General features: G+C 61.1%; 23 protein-coding genes. 4 read left to right on the top strand and 19 right to left on the bottom strand.

The annotated features are described in order from the left end of the window. The first annotated feature begins 265 nt into the window (after window positions 1–265). Window positions 266–1,504, top strand: a complete 1,239-nt coding sequence (locus ACIPL0_RS25505) for a nucleoside recognition domain-containing protein (protein ID WP_400600959.1) — start codon at window positions 266–268, stop codon at window positions 1,502–1,504. Here ACIPL0_RS25505 and ACIPL0_RS25500 read toward each other — a convergent pair. The 9 genes from ACIPL0_RS25500 to ACIPL0_RS25460 all read right to left on the bottom strand — a co-directional run bounded on the left by ACIPL0_RS25500 (window position 1,477) and on the right by ACIPL0_RS25460 (window position 12,550). Then, window positions 1,477–2,115: an ABC-type transport auxiliary lipoprotein family protein gene (locus ACIPL0_RS25500; protein WP_400600961.1), complete on the bottom strand. Its 639-nt coding sequence runs from the start codon at window positions 2,113–2,115 to the stop codon at window positions 1,477–1,479. The genes ACIPL0_RS25505 and ACIPL0_RS25500 overlap by 28 nt on opposite strands. Continuing rightward, window positions 2,112–3,050 carry an MlaD family protein gene (locus tag ACIPL0_RS25495; protein ID WP_400600997.1) on the bottom strand — a complete coding sequence of 313 codons (939 nt, stop codon included), beginning with the start codon at window positions 3,048–3,050 and terminating at the stop codon, window positions 2,112–2,114. The genes ACIPL0_RS25500 and ACIPL0_RS25495 overlap by 4 nt, the downstream gene beginning before the upstream one ends. Further along, window positions 3,050–3,841 carry an ABC transporter ATP-binding protein gene (locus tag ACIPL0_RS25490; protein WP_400600999.1) on the bottom strand — a complete coding sequence of 264 codons (792 nt, stop codon included), beginning with the start codon at window positions 3,839–3,841 and terminating at the stop codon, window positions 3,050–3,052. Before ACIPL0_RS25490 ends, ACIPL0_RS25495 begins: the two co-directional genes overlap by 1 nt. 11 nt (window positions 3,842–3,852) lie before the next feature. Beyond that, a complete protein-coding gene (locus tag ACIPL0_RS25485) occupies window positions 3,853–5,022 on the bottom strand; it encodes an MlaE family lipid ABC transporter permease subunit (protein ID WP_400600963.1) in 1,170 nt (389 codons plus the stop codon). 10 nt (window positions 5,023–5,032) lie between these two features. Continuing rightward, the gene (locus ACIPL0_RS25480) at window positions 5,033–6,208 is read right to left on the bottom strand and encodes a DUF5924 family protein (RefSeq protein WP_400600965.1); all 1,176 of its coding nucleotides are present in this window, start codon (window positions 6,206–6,208) and stop codon (window positions 5,033–5,035) included. 685 nt (window positions 6,209–6,893) lie between these two features. Further along, window positions 6,894–8,276 carry a M16 family metallopeptidase gene (locus ACIPL0_RS25475; protein ID WP_400600967.1) on the bottom strand — a complete coding sequence of 461 codons (1,383 nt, stop codon included), beginning with the start codon at window positions 8,274–8,276 and terminating at the stop codon, window positions 6,894–6,896. Between the two features lie 67 nt (window positions 8,277–8,343). Further along, window positions 8,344–9,987: a Na/Pi cotransporter family protein gene (locus ACIPL0_RS25470; RefSeq protein WP_400600969.1), complete on the bottom strand. Its 1,644-nt coding sequence runs from the start codon at window positions 9,985–9,987 to the stop codon at window positions 8,344–8,346. A 400-nt stretch (window positions 9,988–10,387) separates the two neighbouring features. After that, window positions 10,388–11,155 carry a TerC family protein gene (locus ACIPL0_RS25465; RefSeq protein WP_400600971.1) on the bottom strand — a complete coding sequence of 256 codons (768 nt, stop codon included), beginning with the start codon at window positions 11,153–11,155 and terminating at the stop codon, window positions 10,388–10,390. A gap of 87 nt (window positions 11,156–11,242) precedes the next feature. Beyond that, the gene (locus tag ACIPL0_RS25460) at window positions 11,243–12,550 is read right to left on the bottom strand and encodes a CitMHS family transporter (protein ID WP_400600973.1); all 1,308 of its coding nucleotides are present in this window, start codon (window positions 12,548–12,550) and stop codon (window positions 11,243–11,245) included. A gap of 444 nt (window positions 12,551–12,994) precedes the next feature. On the opposite strand from ACIPL0_RS25460, the gene ACIPL0_RS25455 reads away from it, so the two are divergent. Then, window positions 12,995–13,396: a GFA family protein gene (locus ACIPL0_RS25455; protein ID WP_400600975.1), complete on the top strand. Its 402-nt coding sequence runs from the start codon at window positions 12,995–12,997 to the stop codon at window positions 13,394–13,396. A 153-nt stretch (window positions 13,397–13,549) separates the two neighbouring features. Here the strand turns inward: ACIPL0_RS25455 and ACIPL0_RS25450 are convergent, their stop codons facing one another. From ACIPL0_RS25450 to ACIPL0_RS25405, 10 genes are all read right to left on the bottom strand, one after another. Continuing rightward, window positions 13,550–15,511: a DUF4105 domain-containing protein gene (locus tag ACIPL0_RS25450; protein WP_400600976.1), complete on the bottom strand. Its 1,962-nt coding sequence runs from the start codon at window positions 15,509–15,511 to the stop codon at window positions 13,550–13,552. Then, entirely contained in the window at window positions 15,508–15,828 is a 321-nt protein-coding gene (locus tag ACIPL0_RS25445) for a DUF2388 domain-containing protein (protein WP_400600978.1), read from the bottom strand. The genes ACIPL0_RS25450 and ACIPL0_RS25445 overlap by 4 nt, the downstream gene beginning before the upstream one ends. A 37-nt stretch (window positions 15,829–15,865) precedes the next feature. Beyond that, complete coding sequence (locus ACIPL0_RS25440) at window positions 15,866–16,171, bottom strand: DUF2388 domain-containing protein (protein WP_400600979.1); 306 nt, start codon at window positions 16,169–16,171, stop codon at window positions 15,866–15,868. 105 nt (window positions 16,172–16,276) lie between these two features. Further along, entirely contained in the window at window positions 16,277–16,594 is a 318-nt protein-coding gene (locus ACIPL0_RS25435; RefSeq protein ID WP_400600980.1) for a DUF2388 domain-containing protein, read from the bottom strand. Between the two features lie 363 nt (window positions 16,595–16,957). Continuing rightward, window positions 16,958–17,173: a DUF1127 domain-containing protein gene (locus tag ACIPL0_RS25430; protein ID WP_400600982.1), complete on the bottom strand. Its 216-nt coding sequence runs from the start codon at window positions 17,171–17,173 to the stop codon at window positions 16,958–16,960. A 319-nt stretch (window positions 17,174–17,492) separates the two neighbouring features. Beyond that, window positions 17,493–18,986 (bottom strand): acetyl-CoA hydrolase/transferase family protein, encoded by a 1,494-nt coding sequence (locus ACIPL0_RS25425; RefSeq protein ID WP_400600984.1) that lies wholly within the window; start codon window positions 18,984–18,986, stop codon window positions 17,493–17,495. Between the two features lie 190 nt (window positions 18,987–19,176). Further along, window positions 19,177–20,622 (bottom strand): NAD(P)(+) transhydrogenase (Re/Si-specific) subunit beta, encoded by a 1,446-nt coding sequence (locus ACIPL0_RS25420; protein ID WP_400600986.1) that lies wholly within the window; start codon window positions 20,620–20,622, stop codon window positions 19,177–19,179. Beyond that, the gene (locus ACIPL0_RS25415; RefSeq protein ID WP_299611303.1) at window positions 20,622–20,957 is read right to left on the bottom strand and encodes an NAD(P) transhydrogenase subunit alpha; all 336 of its coding nucleotides are present in this window, start codon (window positions 20,955–20,957) and stop codon (window positions 20,622–20,624) included. The genes ACIPL0_RS25420 and ACIPL0_RS25415 overlap by 1 nt, the downstream gene beginning before the upstream one ends. An 11-nt stretch (window positions 20,958–20,968) precedes the next feature. After that, window positions 20,969–22,090: a Re/Si-specific NAD(P)(+) transhydrogenase subunit alpha gene (locus ACIPL0_RS25410; RefSeq protein ID WP_400600988.1), complete on the bottom strand. Its 1,122-nt coding sequence runs from the start codon at window positions 22,088–22,090 to the stop codon at window positions 20,969–20,971. Between the two features lie 432 nt (window positions 22,091–22,522). Next, window positions 22,523–23,419, bottom strand: a complete 897-nt coding sequence (locus ACIPL0_RS25405) for a LysR family transcriptional regulator (protein ID WP_400600990.1) — start codon at window positions 23,417–23,419, stop codon at window positions 22,523–22,525. A gap of 173 nt (window positions 23,420–23,592) precedes the next feature. Between ACIPL0_RS25405 and ACIPL0_RS25400 the strand changes: the two genes are divergently transcribed. Together ACIPL0_RS25400 and ACIPL0_RS25395 are read left to right on the top strand one after the other, a co-directional pair. Beyond that, entirely contained in the window at window positions 23,593–24,774 is a 1,182-nt protein-coding gene (locus tag ACIPL0_RS25400; RefSeq protein WP_400600991.1) for an acyl-CoA dehydrogenase, read from the top strand. Window positions 24,775–24,784: 10 nt separating this feature from the next. Next, window positions 24,785–26,002, top strand: coding sequence for a CaiB/BaiF CoA transferase family protein (locus ACIPL0_RS25395; RefSeq protein ID WP_400600992.1), 1,218 nt, complete (start codon window positions 24,785–24,787; stop codon window positions 26,000–26,002). Window positions 26,003–26,273: the final 271 nt, after the last annotated feature.

Here is a 26,273-nt window from a genome sequence, read left to right as displayed (position 1 = left end):
TTGAACACAAACCCCGGCCTTGTCCGGGGTTTGTTGTTTTTGGCGACGCGATCCTTGTAGGAGCTGGCTTGTCCTGCGACCGGCGGGCAACCCGTCGTAAACGCTGAGCACGCGATTTGACTGACACACCGCATTTGCTGAATTTACTGCCGCTTCGCGCCAGGTCGCAGGACAAGCCAGCTCCTACAGAGGGCGGGAGCATACAAAGGCTTGTTGTTTCGCCCCCCGCCGCTATCATCCCCGCATCGCGCAAGGGGATTTACTGATGCTCAACGGCCTGTGGCTTGGCTTCTTTCTGGTGGCAGCGGTTTCCGCGCTGGCGCAATGGCTGGTGGGTGGCAACGCGGGGATCTTCGCCGCGATGGTGGAAAGCATCTTCGCCATGGCCAAGCTGTCGGTGGAGGTGATGGTCCTGCTGTTCGGCACCCTGACCCTGTGGCTGGGCTTTCTCAACATCGCCGAAAAGGCCGGCATCGTCGACTGGCTGGCCAAGGTCCTCGCCCCGCTGTTCCACCGTCTGATGCCCGAAGTGCCGCGCGGCCATCCGGCGCTGGGCCTGATCACCCTCAACTTCGCGGCCAACGCTCTGGGCCTGGACAACGCTGCCACGCCCATCGGCCTCAAGGCCATGCGCTCGCTGCAGGAACTCAACCCCAGCCAGACCGTCGCCAGCAACGCGCAGATCCTGTTCCTGGTGCTCAACGCATCGTCGCTGACCCTGCTGCCGGTGACCATCTTCATGTACCGCGCCCAGCAAGGTGCGGTCGACCCGACCATGGTGTTCCTGCCGATCCTGCTGGCGACCAGCGCCTCGACCCTGGTCGGCCTGCTATCGGTGGCGTTCATGCAGCGCCTGCGCCTGTGGGACCCGGTGGTGCTGGCTTATCTGATTCCCGGCGCGCTGCTGCTAGGCGGCTTCATGGCGATTCTCGCCGGCCTGTCTGCGACCGCACTGGCCAACCTGTCGTCGATCCTCGGCAACCTCACGCTGTTCGGCCTGATCATTCTGTTTCTGGTGATCGGCGCGCTGCGCAAGGTCAAGGTGTACGAAACCTTCGTCGAAGGCGCCAAAGAAGGCTTCGACGTGGCGAAGAACCTGCTGCCGTATCTGGTGGCGATGCTGTGTGCAGTGGGCGTGTTGCGGGCCTCGGGCGCGCTGGAGCTGATCCTCGAAGGCATTCGTCACGTGGTGCACTGGATCGGCCTGGACACCCGCTTCGTCGACGCCCTGCCGACCGCGCTGGTCAAGCCGTTCTCCGGCAGCGCCGCGCGGGCCATGCTGATCGAAACCATGAAGACTCAAGGCGTGGACAGCTTCCCGGCGCTGGTCGCGGCGACGATCCAGGGCAGCACCGAAACCACCTTCTATGTGCTGGCGGTGTACTTCGGTGCGGTCGGCATCCAGCGCGCACGCCACGCCGTGGGTTGCGCGCTGCTGGCGGAACTGGCCGGCGTGGTCGCGGCCATCGCGGTCTGCTACTGGTTCTTCGGCTCGGCACTGTAACGCCGCTGACCCTGCTCCACGGTCCATTGCAGCACCTGGGCGGCCAGCGTATCGCTGGCTTGTCCAAAGCCTGCCACCACCGCAGCGACCTGTTTGTCGGCAACCGGCTGATGCACTTCAAAGCGCCGGCTGGCGACGATGCGCTGACGATCGTCGGCCAGTCGCGCATCCAGGCGAATCACCACTTCGATGGCCTGCCCGCGGTATTCACTCTGAAACGCCTGTAACTCGCCACCCAGCTCAAAGTCAGCCTGCAGATTGCTGTCGTCGGTGCTGATCGACTGCACCCGGCCATCCCGGTAGAACGCGTCGGTCAGGCGGTTGCGCAGCAGCGTCGGTGCCGGGTCGCTCCAGCGTGCGCCCTTGTAGCTGCTGATCACGTCGCCTTGAGGAATGACTGCGATGCGCGGGCTGTCCAGCGTCTCGCTGGATTTCGGCCGCACCACCCGCAACGACCACGGCGCCGCTGTCGCCGCGCTGTGGCTGGTGGTGGCACTGGGCAGGCGGTAGACGTCCGACGGTTCCGGTTTGGGCAGGATCGAGCAGGCGCCGAGTGCCAATAGCGCGCTGGTCAGCAGCAAACGGGTGAAGGGGTGACCGGCAAGCCTCATGGCTCGAACTCCTTGTTCTTGTCGCTACCGAGCAGGTAGCCGCTGGGGTTGGCATTCAGGCTGCGCGAGATGGTCTTGAGCGAGGCCAGGGTTTCACGCAGTTCGCGGATCGCCGGGCCCAGTTCGCCCAAGCCCTGGATGCCGCCATTGACCGAGTCCTGGTTGTCTTTGATCAAGCGATTGATGGTGTCGGTGCTCTGCTGCAGCGAGATCATGGCCGCCTGGCCGGTGGCGATCGCCTGTTTGCCGTCGACCGTGAACAGGGTATTGGCGTTGCGCATCGCCGTGGTGGTCTGATCCAGCGTGGTACTGGCCTGCTTGCTCAGCGCCAGCAGCTGCTTGAGGGTCTGGCGGATGTCATCGCGCTGGTCGGCGATCACCGTCGTGGTCTTTTCCAGGTTCTCCATGGTCTTGCTCAGGGCCTGAACGTTTTTCGACGACAAGAGCTCGTTGGCGTTGTGCAGAAACACGTTGATCCCGGTGATCAGGTCGTTGCTGTCGTTGAGCAGGCGCGAGATCGGCGACGGCGAGGCGATGATCACCGGCAGGTTGCCGTCCTCGCCTTTCAGTTCTTCGCTTTGTGGCGTGCCGCCGCTGAGCTGGATGATCGATGTGCCGGTGATGCCGTTGAGCGCCAGCTTGGCAAAGGTGTCGCGCTTGATCGGGGTCTCGCCAGTCACGCGGATCTGCGCCAGCACGCGGCGCGGGTCCTGCGGGTCGAGGCGCAACTGCACCACGTCACCGACCTTGATCCCGCTGTACTGCACCGGGCTGCCACGGGACAGGCCGGTCACGGCTTCGTTGAACACCACCTGATAATCCTTGAACGCGGTATCGACGCTGGATTTGGCCAGCCACAGGCCGAACAGCAGCGCGGCGGCGACCACGATCACCGTGAACAGGCCGATCAGGATGTGATGGGCGCGGGTTTCCATCATGAGACCTCGTGTGGTTGCGTGGCGGCGGCATAGGCCGAGCGGCCACGCGGGCCGTGAAAGTATTCGTGAACCCAGGCGTCGTGGGTGGCCGCCACTTTTTCGATAGTGTCGGCCACCAGCACACGCTTCTGCGCCAGCACCGCGACCCGGTCGGTGATGGTGTACAGCGTGTCGAGGTCGTGGGTGACCAGAAACACGCTCAGGCCCAGCGCATCGCGCAGGGTCAGGATCAGTTGATCGAAGGCGCCGGCGCCAATCGGGTCGAGACCGGCGGTGGGTTCGTCGAGAAACAGAATGTCCGGGTCCAGCGCCAGAGCGCGGGCCAGTGCGGCACGCTTGATCATGCCGCCGGACAGCGAGGCCGGGTATTTGTGCGCGGCCGACAGCGGCAGACCGGCCAGGGCCATCTTGATCCCCGCCAGATGCTCGGCCTCTTCGCGGCTCAGGCCGGCGTGCTCGATCAGCGGCAAGGAAACGTTTTCGCAGATGGTCAGCGAGGAAAACAGCGCGCCTTTCTGAAACAGCACGCCGAAGCGCCGTTCGACCAGCGAACGCTGTTTGTCCGGCAGACTCAGCAGGTTCTGGCCCAGCACCTCGATATGCCCGGCGGCCGGGCGTTGCAGGCCGACGATACTGCGCAGCAACACCGATTTACCGGTACCCGAGCCGCCGACCACGGCGAGGATTTCGCCGCGATTCAGATCCAGGTCCAGATGCTCGTGGACCACCTGCGGCCCGAAACGGTTACTCAGCCCACGGACCTGAATCACGGTTTCTTTGGGTTGCACACAACGGCGTGTCACCAACCGATCTCCATGAAGAACATCGCGGCCAGTGCATCCAGCACGATGACCACGAAAATCGACTGGACCACGCTCGATGTCGTATGAGCGCCCACGGATTCGGCACTGCCCTCGACCTTGAAGCCTTCAAGGCAGCCGATCGAGGCAATGAAAAAGGCAAAGATCGGCGCTTTGACGATCCCCACCAGAAAATGCTGCACGCCGATGTCGGCCTGCATCAGCGACAGAAACATCGCCGGCGAAATGCCCAGCGAGAGCGCGCAGACCACCCCGCCGCCGGCAATCCCGCAAATCATCGCCAGAAAGGTCAGGATCGGCAGCGAGATCAGCAGCGCCAGCACGCGCGGCAGCACCAGCATTTCGGTTGGGCTCAGCCCGAGGGTCTGCAAGGCGTCGAGTTCTTCGTTGGCCTTCATCGAGCCGATCTGCGCGGTGAACGCGCTGGCGGTGCGGCCGGCCAGCAGGATCGCGGTCAGCAGCACGGCGAATTCGCGCAGGAAAGAAAAGCCGATCAGGTCGACGGTAAAGATCGTCGCGCCGAACGCCTTGAGCACTGTCGCCCCGAGAAACGCCACCACGGCACCGACCATGAACGTCAGCAACGCCACGATGGGCGCAGCGTCGAGGCCGATCTGCTCGATATGGGCGATGGTCGACGTCAGGCGCCAGCGGCGTGGACGAAACAGCGTGGTGACGAGGGTTTGCAGGATCAGCCCGACGAAGCCGAGCAATTGCAGGGTGTCCTTGATGTAGACATCCACCGCCGCGCCGATCCGCGCGAGCAGCTGCATGCTCACCGTGGCTTCCGGCTCTTTGACCGGCTGGCAGTAGTCGCACAGCGCACTCTGAATGGTCTGCATCAGCGCGCGGCTCGACTCCGGCAGGTTGGGCGCCTGCACCGCGAGCAGACGCAGGCGCTGCACGCCGAGCAGTTCGACCAGCAATGACGCCCCGGCAGTGTCCAGCGCGCCGAGCCCGCTCATGTCGACCTGGGCGGCGGGGCCGAAACTGGCCTTCAAGGCATCGGTCTGGCGCCTCAGCTCGCGGTAATGGGCAAGCGTCCAGTCCCCGGCGATCCACAGCTGTGCGGGATTGGCCGAAGTATCCAGTGAAACGCTGCCGCAAGCCTTCGCGGTGCTGAGGGTCAGGGTGGTCGATGAGGTCATAGCGACGAGCTTAGTTGGTTTTCTCCGGGGCGGACGGGCTCTCTGCTGGCGAAGTGTCATCGGCTTTGCCGGTGTCCTGATCATCGTCATCCGAGTCGTCTGCGCCGGGCTTCAGGCCTGCTGGCGTGATCTTCTTGCGGGTGATCGCAGGCTGGTCGGAATCGGTGACCTTGAAGCGCAGCACGCCGATCATCTGACCGTCTTCGGTGAGCACCCTCACCTGCCAGTTACCGAGTACATCCGGCGGAAAGTTCTGTTTGTGGGTCCAGGCCCGATAGCCTTCCTTGCGCCCACCCCGAATGTCTAGAGCAATTCGATCGACTTCTTCGCCATTGTGGCGCCAGACATGATAAATCCGCTCGTCCAGCCCGCGCGGCGCATTGATCGAGGTGTAGGCATATAGCCCGGCGCTGCGCAGCTGGTTGACGCCGATCTCCTGAATACTCTCGCCGGGGGTGCGGTTCTGGTTATCGAACTGGGTGCTGACCGCCACTTCGGTCAGCCACAGGGTCGCTGGCGGCACCCACGAACGCAGCAACCAGCCGGCGCCACCGATGACCAGCGTCATGACCACCAGACCCAGCCCGCGCTTCCAGGTGTTGACCGGAAAGCTCGACGCCAGGCTTGGAAACGACAGCACCATCGCTGCGATCAACGCCATCTTGTAACTCTCGGCGGTGGTCAGGTGGACGATGATCGGCAGCGCCGTGAGCAAGGCGGCGAACAGAGTCAGCGTGTGCAGCGCCAGAAACAGCCAGCGGCGCGGCGCCAGCCACTTGTAGTACAGCGGATCGATGATCGAAATCAGCGCGGCAATGGCCAGCAGCCCGGTAAACGCCAGTTGGCCACTGTTCCAGGTGGTGGTGATGGAAAAAAACGGCAGGACGAAAAACAGACTCTCCTGATGGATCATCTGCGTCCCGTAGCGCAGCAGCGATTGCGGGATCTCGCGTTTGAAGACTTTCGCGATCAGCGCCACGGCGCTGTTTTCCACCATCAGCCACAGCCAACTGATCAACAACACCCCGGCAATCCAACTGGCTGGCCGCGCCTGACGGTCGACCAGAATGAAACTGGCAATCCCGGAACAGAACCCGAACAGCGCAATCAGCCCCGGATAGCGCTTCATGAACTCCAGCACACGCTGGACCAGAGAGTGCTGAATGATGGCGTTCAGATCGGGCATTACGGTTATCACTTTGTCTGTAGGAAAAATCCCTCGCAGGATACCAAGAACTGGTGACCGCTGATCTGTTGCCTTCGCCAGCAAGCCGGCTCCTACGGCCTACGGCCAGAGGCAACAGCATCCACCACAAAACCCTGTGGGAGGGATCGGAAGTTACGACGGTCGCGAAAGCAACCTGTCTGACCCACCGCCTTCGCGGGCAAGCCCGCTCCCACAGAGACTTGCATTTTGCTTTTCTGTAGCAGTCCGGCTTGCCGGCGGTGGGGCCCGCAAGATCGCAGCCGCCGGCAAGCCGGACTGCTACAGGGGATGCGCCAGCTTTTGATCTGGCTTTTGATTTTGATCTTGGGGCCCCGTCCCAGAAGGCCGAACGCAGGCGATGCGCAGTGGCGTCGAGCGGCATGGATGCCGCGAGAGCCGCGTGGGCCATGGATGGCCCATTCGCGGCGGGCCCACGGAGCATTGCCGGAGTGAGGGCATGCCGAGCCTAGGCGAGGCACCGTATGGCGGGGTAAAAAGCCTTTGGTTACTTGGGGCTTTTCCAAGTAACTCGCCGTCAGGCGAAACAGGGCGGCGTTAGCAGACCATGCAGTGCATCAGACACACCGCAGGCACAGGTTTTACGACGAGTGCCTCGCCGGTCGCAGGGCAAGCCAGCTCCTACAGTTGTTCGCGAAAAGCGCCTTCAAAGCGGCCGCTTGCGCCACGCCCACCAACGCCAGCCAATCAACAGCGCCAGCACGACAATCACCGCTGCGCCAATCCCATACAACTCGTCATAACTGAGCAACGATTGCTCGATCCGCAGATAACCCGGCTGCGTCAGCATCTGACGTAAGGCCCGGTTGGCCAGATCCAGGCTCACCGCGCGGGTACGTTTGCCCTGATCTTCGAAGCGCCCGTCTTCATAGTCATTGAGCGCACCCCAGTAATAATCCGCCAGCGCACTGTTACCCTGCACCGCCCACGCCTGCTTGGCGATGGCGGCCTGCTGCAGGCGGGCGAAGGTAGCCGGGTCCATGCCGTCCTTGCGCAGCCGCTCCAGCATCGAACGCACCGCCGCCACGGCCGCATCGACATCGCCGCGATCCAGATCGGCATTCAGGCTGAGAAAACCAGTGTCACCGAACGCTTCACGATCCGCCCAAGGCCCGTAGGAAAAACCCTTGTCCAGCCGCAACTCGCTGTACAGCGCCCAGTCCAGATAAGCCTTCACCAGATCCCAGGTTTCGTCGTGCTGCTCGCCCATGTCCGGTTCGGTGAACAACAGATGCAGCTTGGCGCCGTCACCAAGCAGGCCGCTGGTCAGGGTACGCTGCGCGTCGGCCTTGGCATTGATGGTCGGCAGCGGCAAATGCTCGCTGGGGTCCATGGCGTTGAGCCGGGCGTAGGTGCGCTCCAGATAGGCGGGCAACAACCGGTCCAGATCGCCGACCACGATCAGGGTCATGTTGTTGGCGGCGTACCAGTTGTCGTGGATGGTTTCGACCTGCTCTAGCGTCAGGTGATCGACTTCCGGCCGCTCGGGGCATTTCAGGCCCAGCTCCACCGCCAGTTGCTCGCCCGCGTTGTGGCCAAGGTCACGCTTGTCCAGCCAGCGTTGCAGGTGCGAATAATGCCCGCCGTCTTCGCGCTCGACGATGCGTTTGGCGTTGTCCAGATTGGCCTGGTTGATCTGCGTGTGGGTCAGCACGTTGAGCAGCAAATCCAGCACCTTGCGCTGGTTCTGCGCCGGCGCCTCGATGACGAAGGTGGTGTCGGTGTTGCTGGTGAAGGCGTTCCACTCCCCGCCCAGCGTCTGCATCTGCTGCTCCAGGCCGCCCTCGCCGCTGTCGTCGATGCCGCTGAACAGCACGTGCTCAAGCAGATGCGGCAGCTCTTTGTCCTTGCAGGGGAAGTCGTCGAAGCCGATACCGACCACCAGACGGATCGACACATGGCCTTTTTCCGCCGGCTTGAGCAGCAACTGCAAACCATTGGGTAGCACGTAGCCTTCCACCTGAAAGCGGTCGATGGCCATGGCAGGGAGGGACAGCAAAATCGCACAGAAAAACAGCAGGCAACGCATCAAAACGGGCTTCCTTGCGGGCCGGTATGTGTAACAGACTTCAGACCGGCCCGGGCGTTCACCACGATTATTCGGGCTGGCTTTCGCTGGACAGGGCTCCGGTGTCACTGGTTTCAAGAACGGCATAGGCGCTGCTGCAGAACAGGGAATTCAGGCGTTTCATGTCGGCGATCAACTCCAGGTGCAGCGAGCTGGTCTCGATACTCTGCACGATTTTACGTTGCAGTCTACTGACATGGGCATGGGCCAAACGGCGCTCCTGTGCGCGGAAGCGACGTTTTTCACGCAACAGCTGGCGCGCGCTTTCCGGATCGCTGCTGAGAAACACCGACAGGCCCAGACGCAGGTTGGCCATCAGTTGTTCGTGCAGTCCGGACAATTCTTCCAGGCCGACATCGGAAAACGAGCGGCGCTGAGCAGTCTTCTGCTGCTGAACCTTGCGCAGCATACGCTCGATCAGGCCGCTGGCCAGTTCCAGGTTGATCGACAGCTCGATGATTTCCGCCCAGCGGCGATTGTCCTGATCGCTGAGGTCCTCGCGCGGCATCTGCGCCAGGTACAGTTTGATGGCGTTGTACAGCACCTCGATGTCGTCGTTCAGCCGGCGCACTTCCTGAGTCACGGCGGTCTGGTTGCCACGCAGCACTTCCTGCATGGCGCCGAGCATGCTGTCGATCAGGTCGCCCATGCGCAGGGTTTCGCGCACGGCGTTGGCCAGCGCCAGGCTGGGCGTGGTCAGTGCGGTGAGGTCGAGATGGCGCGGTTTGACCTGACCGTTGGTTTCCGCCTGTTGCGGCAGAATCGACGCACACAGGCGCCCCATCGGCCCGACCGTGGGCAGCATGATCAGGCAACGCAGCGAGTTGTAGATCACGTGGAAACTGATCACCAGGCTCGACGGGCTGAGTTCCAGCGTGTCCATCCACTGCACCAGCGGATGCAGGACCGGAATGATCAGCAGCAGGCCGATCAGTTTGTACAGCAGGCTGCCCAGCGCCACCTGACGCCCGGCGACGTTCTGCATGCTGGTGCTGAGAAACGCCAGCAGGCCGCTGCCGATGTTGGCACCGATCACCAGACCGATCGCCACCGGCAAACTGATGATCTCGGCGCCGGCCAGGGTCGCAGTAAGCAGCACCGCCGCCAGACTGGAGTAGGAAATCAGCGCGAACATCGCGCCGACCAGGGCGTCGAGCAGGATGTCGCCGGTCAGTGAGGCAAACAGCACCTTCACCCCGGCGGCCTGAGTGATCGGCGCGGCGGCGGTGACGATCAGTTGCAGGGCGAGGATGATCAGGCCCAGACCGATACCGACCCGGCCCAGCTGGCCGACACGGGTCTGCTTGCGCGACAGGAAGAAAATCACGCCGAGGAAAATCAGCAGCGGCGACAGCCACGACAGGTCGAAGGTCAGAATCCGCGACATCACGGCGGTACCGACGTCGGCCCCGAGCATGATCGCCAATGCGGGCGTCAGGCTCATCAGGCCCTGGCCGACGAATGAGGTCACCAGCATGGCGGTGGCGTTACTGCTCTGCACCAGCGCGGTGACGAGAATCCCGGCGACGAACGCCAGTGGCCGTTTCGACATGTTCTGGCTGAGCACGCGGCGCAGCTGTGAGCCGTACACCCGCAGAATGCCGGTACGGACGATGTGAGTGCCCCAGATCAACAGCGCGACGGCAGACAGCAAATCGAGCAGGGTCAGCATACGGAAAGCCCCCTGTGGGTTGCCCAATGGGCAACGGATTGAAAGTACAGCGTGTAGCGAGCAAGGCGCTTTGGCATTTGTCTTGATTCGCGCGCTCAACTAAAGCTTTAGTCGGCTCAAGGCCTTATTGCCAGCATCGCACAGCGGATTATTTCTTGAAACAAATCTGTAACAAATCAGTTATTTGGTACGTACCGAACCTGTGGTGATCTCGTTGTGCTGGCCACCTGTGGGAGCGAATTCATTCGCGAAGGATTAGACAGCCGACACAATCCCATCGGATGTACCATCGAATCGCGAATGAATTCGCTCCCACCGGGTTCATGCCAGACGTCACCCAATAAAAAACGGGGCATTTCTCAATGCCCCGTTTCGTATAACGGCCACAGCGCATCGGCTGTTATTGACCCGGAACATCCTTGCGAAGTTTCACCGGATCCTTCATTGCCTTCTTCTTGGCCATGGACGTGCGCATCTTGATGTTGATCGCTTCGACCGCCAGCGAGAACGCCATGGCGAAGTAGACATAGCCCTTGGGCACATGGAAATCCAGCGATTCGGCAATCAGCACGGTACCGACCACGATCAGGAACGACAGCGCCAGCATCTTCAGCGACGGGTGCTTGTCGATGAAGTCGCTGATCACGCCCGAACACAGCATCATGATCAGCACGGCGACGATGATCGCGGCGACCATCACCGGCACATGGGAGACCATGCCGACGGCGGTGATGACCGAGTCCAGCGAGAACACGATGTCGATGATCGCGATCTGCACGATGGTGTAGAGGAACTGGCCGCCCTTGCCTTTCGGCTCGTCCAGCTCTTCTTCCTCGCCTTCCAGACCGTGGTAGATCTCCTGGGAGCTTTTCCACAGCAGGAACAGGCCACCGAAGAACAGGATCAGGTCGCGTCCGGAAATGCCCTGGCCGAACACCACGAACAGATCGGCGGTCAGACGCATGACCCAGGTGATCGACAGCAACAGCAGGATGCGCGTGATCATCGCCAGCGCCAGGCCGAAAATCCGCGTACGCGGCTGCATCGCCTTGGGCATGCGGCTGACCAGGATCGAGATCATGATGATGTTGTCGATGCCGAGGACGATCTCCAGGGCAGTCAGCGTCAAGAAAGCAACCCAGATCTCAGGGTTGGTCAGCCATTCCATTACGTTTTCCTTTGGTTGGTGTATTCCCCGCCGTGCCGTGGCACCTGCGGGGAGGCTCAAGGGTCTTTATAGACGGCTGAGCTGTGTTTATAGACTGCTGAACAGCGGGAAAATCCCCATCAGCAATGCCGCGATCAGAATGCACACGCACACCAGCACCGCCCACTTGAGGGTGAAGCGCTGGTGATCACCGAATTCGATACCGGCCAGCGCCACCAGCAGGTAGGTCGATGGCACCAGCGGGCTCAGCAGGTGGACAGGCTGACCGACGATCGAGGCACGGGCCATTTCCACCGGGCTGATGCCGTAATGCGACGCGGCTTCGGCCAGCACCGGTAGCACGCCATAGTAGAAGGCGTCATTGGACATGAAGAAGGTGAACGGCATGCTGACGATAGCGGTGATGACTGCCAGATAAGGGCCCAGCGCAGGAGGAATAAAGTCAAGCAGGCTATCCGACATGGCCTTGACCATGCCTGTTTCGGACAGAATCCCGGTGAAGATCCCCGCCGCGAAGATCAGCCCGACGACCGCGAGCACGCTGCCAGCATGGGCGGCAATGCGATCTTTCTGCGCTTGCAGGCATGGGTAGTTAACGATCATGGCGATACTGAACGCGATCATGAACAGCACCGGCAACGGCAGCACGCCCATCATCAGCGCGACCATCAGGGCCAGGGTCAGCAGGCCGTTGAACCAGATCAGCTTTGGACGGCGGGCTTCAGGGAACTGCGACACGCTGATTTCGCTGTGGTCGATCTCGTCGCCCGGCAGGTGCAGTTCGCCCAGACGCGCACGCTCGCGTTTGCCGTAGAAGTAGGCGATTACCAGGATGGCGATCACGCCGGCCAGCATCGCCGGGATCATCGGCACGAAAATGTCAGACGGGTCGACATGCAGCGCACTGGCGGCACGGGCGGTCGGGCCACCCCATGGGGTCATGTTCATCACGCCGCCGGCCAGAATGATCAGACCGGCCATGATCCGCGGGCTCATGCCCAGACGGCTGTACAGCGGCAGCATGGCTGCCACGCAGATCATGTAGGTGGTGGCGCCGTCACCGTCCAGGGAGACCACCAGTGCCAGCGCGGCGGTGCCGACCGAGACTTTGACCGGGTCGCCCTTGACCAGTTTGAGGATCTTGCGCACGGCCGGGTCGAACAGGCCGGAGTCGATCATCAGGGCGAAGTAGAGAATGGCGAACATCAGCATCACGCCGGTGGGCGCAAGCTTGCTGATGCCGTTCAGCATCATCGGACCGATGCCCGAAGCGAAACCGCCAAACAGGGCGAAAATGATAGGCACGATGATCAGGGCGATCAGCGCCGACAGGCGCTTGGTCATGATCAGGTACATGAACGTAATGACCATGGCAAAGCCGAGGAAGGTCAGCATAGGGATACTCCAGGCGAGACGCGACGTGAGAACGGACGAGACGAAGCAATCAGCTCAAAACGAGCGGCGCGGGGAGTCGGGGAGCGAACGAGAGGAACAGCGAGGCGCAAACAAGCATCAGAATCACCGAATTGTTGTTGTAGATGAGCCGGACTGCATCGAAGGCAGGTCCTGGCTGGCCGGTCTTTCGCCGGCGGTGGGGGGATGCTAATGGGCTTGGCTTTCAGCAAGCTTTCGCTGAAGGGCCGCTGATCGCGGACCGAAAACCGGGCGGGCAACGACCGTTGAGGCTGTGGAGATCCAAGTGGGAGGGAGCCCTGCTCGCGAAAGCGATGTCTTAGTCAATATCGCGGTGTCTGACCTGACGCCTTCGCGAGCAGGGCTCCCTCCCACAGAGTCAGCAGTGTTCGGGCAGGTCAGTCAGGTACTTCAAAGAGGTGCAGCATGAATGAACAGCACAGCGGCGGATGCCATTGCGGGCATCTGCGTTACCGGTTCGAAGCGCCATTGCAGGACATCGCTCACTGTCATTGCTCGATCTGCCGACGAACTTCAGGCGGCATCGTGGTGACCTGGATCACCGTGCCGATCGGCGCGTTCGAATGGCTGGCCGGCAGCCCGACGGCTTACGACTCCGGCCCGACCTGCGTGCGTTACTTTTGCGGCAACTGCGGTGCGCAGGTGGCGCTGTTCAGTCGCAACAGCCCGCACACCCTGGACGTGACCATCGCCACCCTCGACCAGCCGGAACAGGCCCCTGCCGAGCGGCACATCTGGACCGTCAGCCGCTTGCCGTGGCTGCATCTGGACACGCATCTGCCGGAAGAGCCGGGCGAGACGCTGTAGGCGCCCTTGTAGGAGCTGGCTTGCCCTGCGACCGGCGGGGAACCCGTCGTAAAACCTGCACACGTGGTTTGCCTGATACACCGCGTTCACCAAATTCACGACTGCTTCGCAGCCGGTCGCAGGACAAGCCAGCTCCTACAAGGGATCGCGAAATTACGGTAACTCAAGCCCACCCGACGCCTTGTGCAACGCCCGCAGATGTTCACCAATCTGCTTGAGGTTTTCCTCGCTAGCCGCGATCTCGGCCGCGCGCTCAGGCTCCAGCAGCGCCCTCACCTCTTTGTCCAGGTCGCCACTGAGCCGCTGCAACTGTTTCTGTCGCTGGCTGCTTTCCGCTTCCAGACGCCCCTGCTCGCCTTCCTGCGGCAAGCCGTAGCCAGCGCTGCCGAGCAGTTCGGCCGGTCGACTGAGGAAGCCGCTGTTGGCAAGAATGTCCTGCAGCGTACCGGTGGCTTGAGACACACGATTGTCCTGCTTTTCCACCGCGCTCAGATAGCGTTGCTTGACCTCGTCCTGGGCCAGCAACAACTGACGACGTTGCCCGGCCTGCTCCAGCAACAGCATCGCCGCGCTGGCGCGCAGATCCGCCTTGGCGAACCACGGACGCCGCTCGCTGGCCGGCAGTGCCAGCCAGTCTTCGACAGTGGTCTGCTTCACTGGAGTGGTCGAGCGCAACACATCGAACATCGCCTGATACCGGTCACGGTAAGAGTCGAAGCGGTAACCCAGGCGCAGCGCTTTTTTCGGATCGTCCAGCACGCTGGTGTCTGCCAGTCCCCTGCCCTTGAGCACTTCCAGCAGGCCGTTGGGCATGATGCTGTCCAGGCCGATCAGGCGTGGATCATTGGTGCCGCTGCGCAGCAGCTTGAGGTTCTCCACCGCGCAGTTGTTGGAAAGGAACCAGTAATTGCCGTCGTAGGCCCAGTGCATTTCGGCGGCATGCTGCACCAGCCCGTCGATTTCCTCGCGGGACAGTTTCAGCGGCACCGATGCCAGGCTGCGCAGTTCTGTCTTGGTGTACTCGTCGATCACCTGCCCCAACGGCAATACGAACAGCCGTGACGGGTATTTGCCGGTCAGACCGCTCCAGCTCGACAGCTGCAGGTCATTGACGAAGGCGCGGTAGGACAGGACCAGATGCTGGTCCAGATCGAGGCGGCAGTCCGGTCCGCGCGGGCGACCGGGCTTGCAGATCACCAGCCGCAACATGCTGTGGCCCCAACGGCTGACCAGATTCTGGTTCGCCTCGGCCAGCAGGTAATCGACTTCGTACACGCGCTCGGGGTCGAGCTTGCCCAGCGGCTCGCGGGCGAAATCGTTGCCGGCGTTGAGGTACGGATAGGAGGTCGGGCAGGCCTCTTTGTTTGCCGGCGCCCAGTTGAACTGCTGCTTGTAGTAGTCGTACAGCGCCGGGCGGCGGCAAGCGTAGGCCGGATCGAGGAGAAAGTACTCCATGTTCACCGCGACGAACTCCAGCGGGCTGCTCAGCTCGTAGACGTCCGGGCTGCGCGCGACCTGGCCGTTGCGCTCTTCGCGCTCCCCTCGCCGGCCGACGTATTGCGGCCAGCCCGCCAGATCCAGCAGGCGTGGATCGTCGCTGAGGGTGAAGCGGCGATCGGTCTGTCCACGACAGCTGTCGCGCAGACCGATCTTGCCCACGCTGCTGCCCTGGCGTGCGCAGGCAATGATCTGTCGACGCTCTTGCGGCGACCAGAGCTGGGCGTGGTCATAAATATGGGTGAGCTCATGCAGGACCGTGGCGAGCATTTCTTCGCGCACGGTGCCGTGGGGGCGATTGGTTTTCTGTGTGGCAGCGCTGCCGTCGGTGAGACCGGCCAGCAGGCGCTGATTCAGATCCAGACGATAAGGCCCGTCGGCGCGGCCATAGGCGTTGGACGGCATGTCGTCGGTCCAGCGCACCTCGACCTTGCGGTCCAGTTTGCTGATGAACATCGGCGGCAATGCCGCCATGGCTTCATCGAGCAGCGTCTGGCTGGCTTTTTGTTGCGCAGCACCAAGCCCGTCGGTGTACAGCGACAGGCGCAGATCGGCAAAGGCGCTTGTGCAGATCAGCGCAAGCGCCGATGCCAGCAGCCAGACGGCCAGTCGCCTCACAGTGCGAGGATGGCTTCGGCGAGGTCTTGGTCACTGGCGTTGCGGGCTTCTGGCAGGCGCTCGCGCAGGGTGGCGAAGGCGGCATCCAGGCGGGCGCCATGGATATCGCCGTTGCTGGCGACGTAGCTGGCGGCGTCGTCCTGGGCTTCGACGACCATTTTCCAGTTGCGCACCGAGGAGGTGGTGTCGGAGGTGAAGTCGACGCTGCGGCCGAAGGCACGCACGATAATGTTACTGGTCGCTTTCAGGGTTTGAGCCTGAGCCACGTCAGTCAGCAACAGCAAGCCCAGGGCCGCTGCGATAAGCGGGGTACGCATGGAATGTCTCCAAAGATACGGAAGAAACAGAAAGTGATTATTGGACGAGGATTGCCTGCGCCAGTTCACGGTCGCTGGCATGAAGTTTTGCCCGGCTTTGACGCAGATACATCAACGCGGACTCCAGTTGTGCTCCTCGCAGTTGGCCATCAGTGGCTATGAACGCTGCAGCATCATCCTGGGCGGCAAGTATCAGTTTGTTATCGAAAGGCCCGGTCGTCACCTGGCTGGTGGCGTACCCGCTTTTGATCAGGCTTTGTGTGGTTGTGTCGAAGGCATGGGCCTGAGCAATGCAGGTCAGGCTGGCAATCGTTGCAAACAACAGGCGAGACAATGAACGCATGAGTCTTCGGTATCGGCGAAACGAGCCCCAAGGCTAACGCAAGCCCCGGATCAGAGCCAGTCTGTCGTCCGGGGCCTGCCTTGAGAAAGCTGTCGCGATGCTGAATCAGATGGCGAGAATCGCCTGCGCCAACTGTGCGTCGGAAGCTTGCAGGGTCGGCGCGACTTCGCGGATGTGCTGGAAGGCACCCTCCAGGCGCACACCGCGGATCTCGCCCTGGCTGGCAACAAAGCTGGCGGCGTCGTCACGGGCGGCGAGCACGATCTTGTCGTCATGGAACGAGGAAGAGATTTTCGAGGTCGCGTTGGACGAAGCATCCAGCGCACGCACGATGGTGTCGGTGGTGACCACGAAACTGGAAGCCTGGGCGCCAGTGGCGGCGATCAGCAGCGCAGTTGCGCTCAGCAGACGAAAGCGAGACATAGGTGAACTCCAGAAAAGCCAAGGGAAACCACACGCGCAGAAAACGCGATGAGCAGAGCTGTCTCGCAAGCGACGGGGCAAAAGTGTTTCAAGATTAGCCCAAGACTGTGCGGATCGACCATCACGGCCAAATGCCAGCCCGGTCTGGGTGGAATGTCGTTTGCGTCTGCAGCCCTTGTAATACGGTAACTGTGCAGGTGTATTTTAAATATTTATAAACTGTACCTATTGCCCCGATAGAGCCTTTTCATTTGCCAGGCCCCATAACGACAAAACCCGTCGGCAGTGACCTGCGACGGGTTTTGTTTGAACAATTCGGGTTGCTGGCGAGTGGCTCTGTGGCCTGTGCCAGCAGACGCTAGCTTAGCGCCAGAACGGCTTGCTCAGTTCTTCGAAACGCTGTGCTTCGCTGATACCGGCGTCGGCCAGCAGGCGAGCATCCAGACGAGCCAGTTGATGGCGGCTGGACAGACGACGCTGCCAGAGCATCAGGTTGGCGAACATGCGCAGCGGCAGGGAGCCTTTGGCCGATTGAGCGTTGTCTTCGTAGAACAGTTCGGAACTTACGGTGCGTTCCATGGTGCTTCTTCCTTCCGCTTGTGGCGGGATTAGAGAGTGACTTGATTGGTGACAATCTTCCTCTCGTTGGCCCTCTCTCTCCAGACACAGTTCACTTGTATTGTGCTGCTCCAGTTAACTGTTCGAGGGCACTGTTTTGTTCGGAAATGGGGCAACTGTACCGGTGAGCACAAAAATGGTGCGTTTTGTGCGCTGAAAAGGTGAAAAGTGATCGGGAGGGGCTGAAAACGGCAGGTACAGTAGAACAGTTTTTGCCAGGACAGGCTTTGGAGGGAGCACACTGGCGACGAATGGTCGTCGCCGGTGTCGAACTGTTTTCTTACACGGCGAGCATACGGCCGGTTTCTTCCAGGTTCAGGTGCCAACTGAGTGCATCACGCAGCACGTGCGGAGTGTGGCCACCGATGGCGCAAGCCTTGCGGAAGTAATCGTTCAACGCCTCGCGGTACGCAGGGTGTACGCAGTTGTCGATGATCACGCGCGCACGCTCCCGTGGCGCCAGGCCGCGCAGATCCGCCAGGCCCTGTTCGGTGACCAGAATGTCGACGTCGTGCTCAGTGTGGTCGACGTGGCTGACCATCGGCACCACGCTGGAAATCGCGCCGCCCTTGGCGATCGACTTGGTGACGAAGATCGCCAAGTGAGCGTTGCGGGCGAAGTCACCCGAGCCACCGATGCCGTTCATCATGCGGGTGCCGCCAACGTGGGTGGAGTTGACGTTGCCGTACAAATCGAACTCCAGCGCGGTGTTGATACCGATGATGCCGAGGCGACGGACCACCTCCGGATGGTTGGAAATTTCCTGTGGACGCAGTAACAGTTTGCTTCTGTACTGCTCCAGGTTGTCGTAGACCGCATTGTGCTTGCGCTCGGACAGGGTCATCGAGCAACCCGACGCGAATACCATCTTGCCGGCCTCGAACAGATCGAAGGTCGAGTCCTGCAGCACTTCGGAATACATGACCAGATCGTGGAACGGCGAATCGATCATGCCGGTCAGCACAGCGTTGGCGATGGTGCCCACACCGGCCTGCAGCGGCATCAATTGATTGGTCAGGCGGTTGTGGCGCACTTCGTTCTTGAAGAACTCCACCAGGTGTCCGGCGATAGCCTGGGTTTCGCTGTCGGCTGGCAGGACGTTGGACGGCGAGTCGGCCTGGTCGTTGATCACGATGCCGACGATCTTCGCCGGGTCGATCTTCACGGCCTGGCTGCCGATGCGGCTGTCGGCCTTGAGTACCGGAATCGGCGTGCGGGTCGGGCGATAGGTCGGGATATAGATGTCGTGCAGACCTTCCAGCTCCAGAGGCTGGGCGAGGTTGATCTCGACGATGACCTTCTCGGCAAGGATGGCGAAGCTGGCCGAGTTGCCTACCGAGGTCGACAGCACAAGATGGCCTTCTTCGGTGATGGCCACGCATTCGATCACGGCGATGTCCACGCCCTTGATCTGGCGGTTGCGCAGTTGCTCGACGGTGTCGGACAAGTGCTGGTCGATGAACATCACCGAGCCGTCGTTGATGGCCTTGCGCAGTGTGTTGTCGACCTGAAACGGCATGCGCCGCGACAGTACGCCGGCTTCGGTCAGCTGCTTGTCGAGATCGTTGCCCAGGCTGGCGCCGGTCATCAGGCTGATCTTCAGCGGCGAGGCCTTGGCGCGTTCGGCCAGGGCGTGCGGCACGGCCTTGGCGTCGCCGGCGCGGGTAAAGCCGCTCATGCCGACGGTCATGCCGTCCTTGATCAGGGAAGCGGCATCGGCCGCGCTCATTACCTTGCTCATCAAAGAAGGCAGGCGGATACGTTCACGGTGCATGGATTTTTTATCTCGGGACGAGGATGCGAAGGCCCAAGTCTAGAGATTTCGTTTTTTTTGGCTCCACGACAAAGGTCGCATTCGAGGGCTCTAATTAGCGGCTTTCAGAACAAAACACCTTTACGCAGGATGTAAAAAACCCTCGGCCGATACCCGCGCCGAGGGCTTGTTCAACCGCAGGCCAGAGCGGTTATTCGACGGCCTTGACCATGTCTTCGATGACTTTCTTGGCGTCGCCGAAGACCATCATGGTTTTGTCGAGGTAGAACAGTTCGTTGTCCAGACCGGCATAGCCGCTGGCCATCGAGCGTTTGTTGACGATGATCGTCTTGGCCTTGAAGGCTTCGAGAATCGGCATGCCAGCAATCGGCGATTTCGGATCGTTCTTCGCCGCCGGGTTGACCACGTCGTTGGCGCCCAGCACCAGCACCACGTCGGCCTGACCGAACTCGGAGTTGATGTCCTCCATCTCGAACACCTGGTCGTACGGCACTTCGGCCTCGGCGAGCAGGACGTTCATGTGGCCCGGCATCCGACCGGCCACCGGGTGGATCGCGTACTTCACGGTCACGCCGTTGTGGGTCAGCTTCTCGGTCAGTTCTTTCAGTGCATGCTGTGCCCGCGCCACCGCCAGACCGTAGCCCGGCACGATGATCACGGTGTCGGCGTTGGTCAGCAGGAAGGTCGCGTCGTCAGCCGAACCGGACTTCACCGGACGCGCCTCTTTCGCACCGCCCGCTGCACCAGCATCCGCTGCACCGCCGAAGCCGCCGCCGATCACGTTGAAGAACGAGCGGTTCATGGCTTTACACATGATGTACGACAGAATCGCACCGCTTGAGCCCACCAGCGAGCCTGCGACGATCAGCATCGAGTTGTTCAGCGAGAAGCCGATACCGGCCGCTGCCCAGCCCGAATAGCTGTTGAGCATCGACACGACCACAGGCATGTCGGCGCCGCCAATCGGGATGATCAGCAGCACGCCGATGACGAACGCCAGAATGAGCATCACGCCGAAGGCGAACAGACTGCCGGTGAGCATGAACATCACGCCGAAGAACAGCGTGGCCAGACCCAGGATCAGGTTCAGCTTGTGCTGGCCAGCGAACTGTACCGGTGCGCCCTGAAACAGGCGGAACTTGTACTTGCCCGACAGCTTGCCAAAGGCGATGACCGAACCCGAGAAGGTGATCGCACCGATGGCGGCGCCGAGGAACAGTTCCAGACGGTTACCGGTCGGGATCGAATCGCCCAGGTGCTGAACGATACCCAGCGACTGCGGTTCGACCACGGCAGCAATGGCAATGAACACCGCCGCCAGACCGATCATGCTGTGCATGAAGGCCACCAGCTCCGGCATCTTGGTCATTTCAACGCGCTTGGCCATGACCGAGCCGGCAGTACCGCCGACCAGCAGGCCAACGATGATGTAGCCGATGCCGGCGCTGGCGCCGTCGGTGGACAACGCAGCCAGCTTGAACACCAGGCCGATGGTGGTCAGTACCGCCAGACCCATGCCGCACATGCCGAACAGGTTGCCGCGGCGGGACGTGGTCGGGTGCGACAGGCCCTTGAGTGCCTGGATGAAGCAGATCGCTGAAACGAGGTACAGCAGGGTGACGAGGTTCATACTCATTACTTCGGCACCTCAGTTTTGGCCGGGCTCTTGTTAGGAGCAGCCTTCTTCTTGAACATTTCCAGCATGCGCCGGGTCACCAGGAAGCCACCGAACACGTTGACCGCAGCCAGTGCCACGGCCAGGGTGCCCATGGTCTTGCCCAGCGGGGTGACGGTCAGGGCGGCGGCCAGCATGGCGCCGACAATGACGATCGCCGAAATGGCGTTGGTCACGGCCATCAGCGGAGTATGCAGCGCAGGGGTGACGTTCCAGACCACGTGGTAGCCGACGTAGATCGCCAGCACGAAGATGATCAGGTTGTAGACGCCGTGAGAGATCAGCATGTCTTCCATTGTTATTGTCCTCAGCCGTTCTTGCGGACGATCTGGCCGTCGCGGCACATCAGGCACGCGGCGACGATGTCGTCTTCGAGGTTGATCTCGAACTGGCCTTCCTTGGTGAAGACCAGCTTCAGGAAATCCAGCAGGTTGCGTGCATAAAGAGCGGACGCATCCGCCGCCACCAGTGCAGGCAGGTTGGTGTGGCCGACGATGGTCACGCCGTGCTCGATCACCACCTGATCCGCCACCGTCAGCGGGCAGTTGCCGCCTTGGGCTGCGGCGAGGTCGATGACCACCGAGCCTGGCTTCATCTGCGCAACGGTTTCCGCGCTCAGCAGCACTGGTGCCTTGCGGCCCGGAATCAGCGCGGTGGTGATCACGATGTCCGCCTGTTTGGCGCGTTCGTGAACCGCAACCGCCTGACGCTGCATCCAGCTGGCCGGCATTGGCCGCGCATAACCGCCCACACCCACAGCTGCTTCGCGCTCTTCGTCTGTCTCGTAAGGCACGTCGACGAACTTGGCACCCAGCGACTCGATCTGCTCTTTAACTGCAGGGCGAACGTCGGAAGCCTCGATCACTGCACCAAGACGTTTGGCAGTGGCGATGGCTTGCAGACCGGCAACGCCTGCACCGAGGATCAGCACCCGCGCAGCCTTCACCGTACCGGCCGCAGTCATCAGCATCGGCATGAAGCGCGGATAGTGATGAGCGGCCAGCAATACCGATTTGTAACCGGCGATGTTGGCTTGCGAAGACAGCACGTCGAGACTCTGCGCACGGGAGGTCCGTGGCGCGGCTTCGAGGGCGAAGGCGGTAATCCCGCGCTCGGCCATCTTGGCAATGGTCTCGTTGTTGAACGGGTTGAGCATCCCGATGACGACGGTACCGGTCTTGATCAGAGCCAGTTCGCTGTCGTTGGGGGCGACGACCTTGAGAATCAGCTCGGCGCCGAAAGCATCGGCAGAGCTGCCAATCGAAGCGCCTGCCGCTTCATAGGCACTGTCCGGCACGCTGGCGGTAATGCCGGCGCCCGATTGAACGGTGACCTTATGACCCTGGCTGATGAGCTTCTTGATGGTTTCCGGCGTTGCAGCAACCCGAGTTTCACCGGACTGGGTTTCGAGAGGGACACCAATGTGCACGTCAAATCTCCTGCGTGATCTTTTTATCTTTTAGAAATTGGCCAGCGCACTACGGATGGTGCGTCTGGGGCAGCGATCACCACGTCCCCGCAGACAAGGCGGGGCGCGGCATTTTGCAGGTGATACCGGGGTGCTTCAAGGAATTCTGTAACGCAACGTGTCTCAAACTACAAGTCACCCTGTGACCGTTTGACGCAATAAAACGCTACAAGCGTTACAGAGCGCGGCTTGCAGGCGATTGGTCAGGTTTTGAAGTTTTTTTCGGCGTTGGCGGAAATGACGCCTGAAAAACGCTGAAAGCCGCGTCCTGCAACGCTTGCAGCGTGTTTTGGATATAAAACACAAGTGTTTCTTAAATGCGACAAATACGGATATCTGTAGGTTTTTTAGATGCTGGACTACAGAGTCAATTTGTCGCAGCGGTCAGATAAATCAAGGGAGTGCGTAAGCTTCAGCCTGATGCACCAACCAGTCGCGGAAGGCTTTGAGCGAGGCAGATTCCACTTTGCGCTCCGGAATCATCAGGTAATACGCCTTTACGCTCGAAAGCGCGTGGTGGTTGGCGATCACCAGGCGCCGCTCTGCCAGCTCGCGCTGAATCAGGAATGGTGGGATCAGCGCCACTCCCATGTCATGCATGGCTGCTTGCGCGAGCATGGAGAATAGCTCGTAACGCGGGCCTGTCATGTCCCGCGACACATTCATTTCCTGCGAGTTGAACCACTGTCGCCAGGCATAGGGCCGTGTGGTCTGTTGCAACAGGGGCATGTCGGCCAGTTCGCGGGCGTCGAGACGGTCGCGCGAGCCCAGTAATGCCGGGCTGCAAACCGGCATCGGATTCTCGCTCATCAGGCGATGGGACTCGGTACCGGACCAGTCGGCATCGCCAAAATAGATCGCCGCGTCGAAGTCAGTGTCGGCGAACAGGAACGGACGCGTGCGGTTGGTCAGGTTGATGGTCACGTCGGGATGGTGCTGCTGGAAGTCCTTTAGCCGCGGAAGCAGCCATTGCGTGCCGAATGTCGGAACCACTGCCAGTTCGATCACATTGGCACCCTGGTGGCCCATGACCGACAACGTATCGCGCTCGACGGCATCCAGCTGCGTGGCGACACGCCGGCTGTAGGACAGGCCGGCCTCGGTCAGCTTTACGCCGCGGCGCGAGCGGCGGAACAGCTCGACGTTGAGAAACTCTTCAAGGCTACCGATCTGCCGGCAGATTGCGCTCTGGGTCAGAGAAAGCTCCTCGGCGGCCTTGGTAAAGCTCTCGTGGCGGGCTGCAGCTTCAAAGCTGACCAATGCGGCGGTGCTGGGAATTTTTCGGCGCATGTACGGCAATCTCACTTGTTAATGGCCAATAAGGCACTTGGGGCCGTTTCGGAGTGAGAAATTAGCACAACGCTATTCGGAATCGTCGTTTGCGGTCCGCCGGGAGCGGGCCTAGGATCAATCCACGACTTTTTCCGGCACGGCCGGGCGCACGCTTGAGCGAGGAGAACATCATGGGTGGCAAGGCAAGCTTCAACTGGATCGATCCACTGCTGCTGGATCAACAACTGACCGAAGAAGAGCGCATGGTTCGTGACAGCGCCGAGCAGTTCGCCCAGGACAAGCTGGCTCCTCGCGTGCTCGAAGCCTTCCGCCATGAACAGACCGATCCGGCGATCTTTCGCGAGATGGGCGACGTCGGCCTGCTGGGTGCAACCATCCCCGAGCAATACGGTGGCAGCGGCCTGAATTACGTCTGCTATGGCCTGATTGCCCGTGAAGTGGAGCGTGTCGATTCCGGCTACCGCTCGATGATGAGCGTGCAGTCTTCGCTGGTCATGGTGCCGATCAACGAGTTCGGTACCGAAGCGCAGAAGCAGAAGTACCTGCCCAAGCTGGCCTCTGGTGAATGGATCGGCTGCTTCGGCCTGACCGAGCCGAATCACGGCTCTGATCCGGGCGCGATGATCACCCGGGCGAAGAAGGTCGAAGGCGGCTATCGCCTGAGCGGCAGCAAGATGTGGATCACCAACAGCCCGATTGCCGATGTCTTTGTGGTCTGGGCCAAGGACGATGCCGGCGACATCCGTGGCTTCGTCCTGGAAAAAGGCTGGCAAGGCCTGAGTGCCCCGGCGATTCACGGCAAGGTCGGCCTGCGTGCATCCATCACCGGTGAGATCGTGATGGATAACGTTTTCGTGCCTGAAGAGAACATCTTCCCTGATGTGCGCGGCCTGAAAGGACCGTTCACCTGCCTGAACTCTGCGCGCTACGGCATCTCCTGGGGAGCGTTGGGCGCTGCCGAGTTCTGCTGGCACACCGCGCGCCAGTACACCCTGGATCGTCAGCAGTTCGGTCGCCCACTGGCAGCCAACCAGCTGATCCAGAAAAAGCTGGCCGACATGCAGACCGAGATCACCCTGGCGCTGCAAGGCTGCCTGCGTCTGGGGCGGATGAAAGACGAGGGCACGGCTGCGGTGGAAATCACCTCCATCATGAAGCGCAATTCTTGCGGGAAATCGCTGGATATCGCACGGATGGCCCGTGACATGCTCGGTGGTAACGGCATCTCTGATGAGTTCGGTATTGCCCGTCACTTGGTCAACCTAGAGGTGGTAAACACCTATGAAGGGACACATGACGTGCATGCGCTGATTCTGGGTCGCGCACAGACCGGCATTCAGGCTTTCTACTAAGGAGCCGGCCATGGGCGCTCTATCGCATCTGCGTGTGCTGGACCTGTCCCGGGTGCTCGCCGGTCCATGGGCCGGTCAGATCCTCGCCGACCTCGGTGCTGAGGTGATCAAGATCGAGCGTCCTGGCAGTGGTGACGATACCCGCGCCTGGGGGCCGCCCTTCCTGAAGGATCCCCGTGGCGAAAACACGTCCGAAGCGGCTTATTACCTGTCGGCCAATCGCAACAAGCAGTCGGTCACCATCGACTTCACCCGGCCGGAAGGCCAGAAGCTGGTGCGTGAGTTGGCAGCCAGGTCCGACATCGTCATCGAAAACTTCAAGGTGGGTGGTCTCAAGGCCTACGGATTGGACTATGCGTCCCTGCAGGCCGAGAACCCGAGGCTGATCTATTGCTCGATCACCGGCTTTGGCCAGACCGGGCCTTATGCCAAGCGTGCCGGCTATGACTTCATGATCCAGGGGCTTGGTGGGCTGATGAGTCTTACCGGGCGCCCCGAGGGTGAAGACGGTGCCGGGCCGGTCAAGGTCGGTGTGGCGCTGACCGACATTCTCACCGGCCTTTATTCGACCTCTGCCATTCTTGCTGCGCTGGCCCATCGCGATCAGGGTGGTGGGCAGCACATCGACATGGCGCTGCTGGATGTCCAGGTTGCCTGTCTGGCCAACCAGGCGATGAATTATCTGACCACGGGTGTAGCGCCCAAACGTCTGGGTAATGCTCATCCGAACATCGTGCCGTATCAGGACTTCCCGACGGCGGATGGCGATTTCATCCTGACGGTGGGGAATGACGGGCAATTCCGCAAATTCGCGGAGGTTGCCGGACAAGCTTGGTGGGCGGACGATCCGCGTTTTGCCACGAACAAGCAGCGCGTGGCCCATCGTGCCGAGCTGATTCCACTGATTCGTCAGGCGACGGTGTTCAAGACCACCTCCGAATGGGTCGAGGCGTTGGAGCGTGCGGGGGTTCCCTGCGGGCCGGTCAATGATCTGGCTCAGGTGTTCGCCGATCCTCATGTTCAGGCGCGCGGCTTGAAGGTCGAGCTGCCGCACGCGCTGGCGGGCATGCTGCCTCAGGTGGCCAGTCCGATTCGTCTTTCCGGAACACCGGTAGAGTACCGTCGCGCACCGCCTCTATTGGGCGAGCATACGCTGGAGGTCCTGACAGGCATTCTGGGGCTCAAGGATGAAGAGGTTGCAGCCTTGCGCAGTGCTGGCGTCCTGTAGACCTTCTATATAGAGCGCGGTCTGTGCCATGCGCTCTATATAAACAGAAGCAAGTCACTGAATTTACTGATTTTTCAGTTCTTTCATAGAAATATCAAATTAGGTGTTGACGCGCCTGCGGATGTCTCTATAATTCGCCCCACTTCCGGCGCAGACGGAACGGAAAACTCCTTGAATATCAACGAGTTAGACGATAAGTCAGCGAGGAAGTGCTTCGGTTTAGATGTTCGAATCGACAGCGGTGAAAAAGGTGGTTGACAGCAGGTTGTAA

Source organism: Pseudomonas sp. NPDC090208 (assembly GCF_044746785.1).
GTDB lineage: Bacteria > Pseudomonadota > Gammaproteobacteria > Pseudomonadales > Pseudomonadaceae > Aquipseudomonas.
This window is presented reverse-complemented; position numbering and strand designations above follow the sequence as displayed.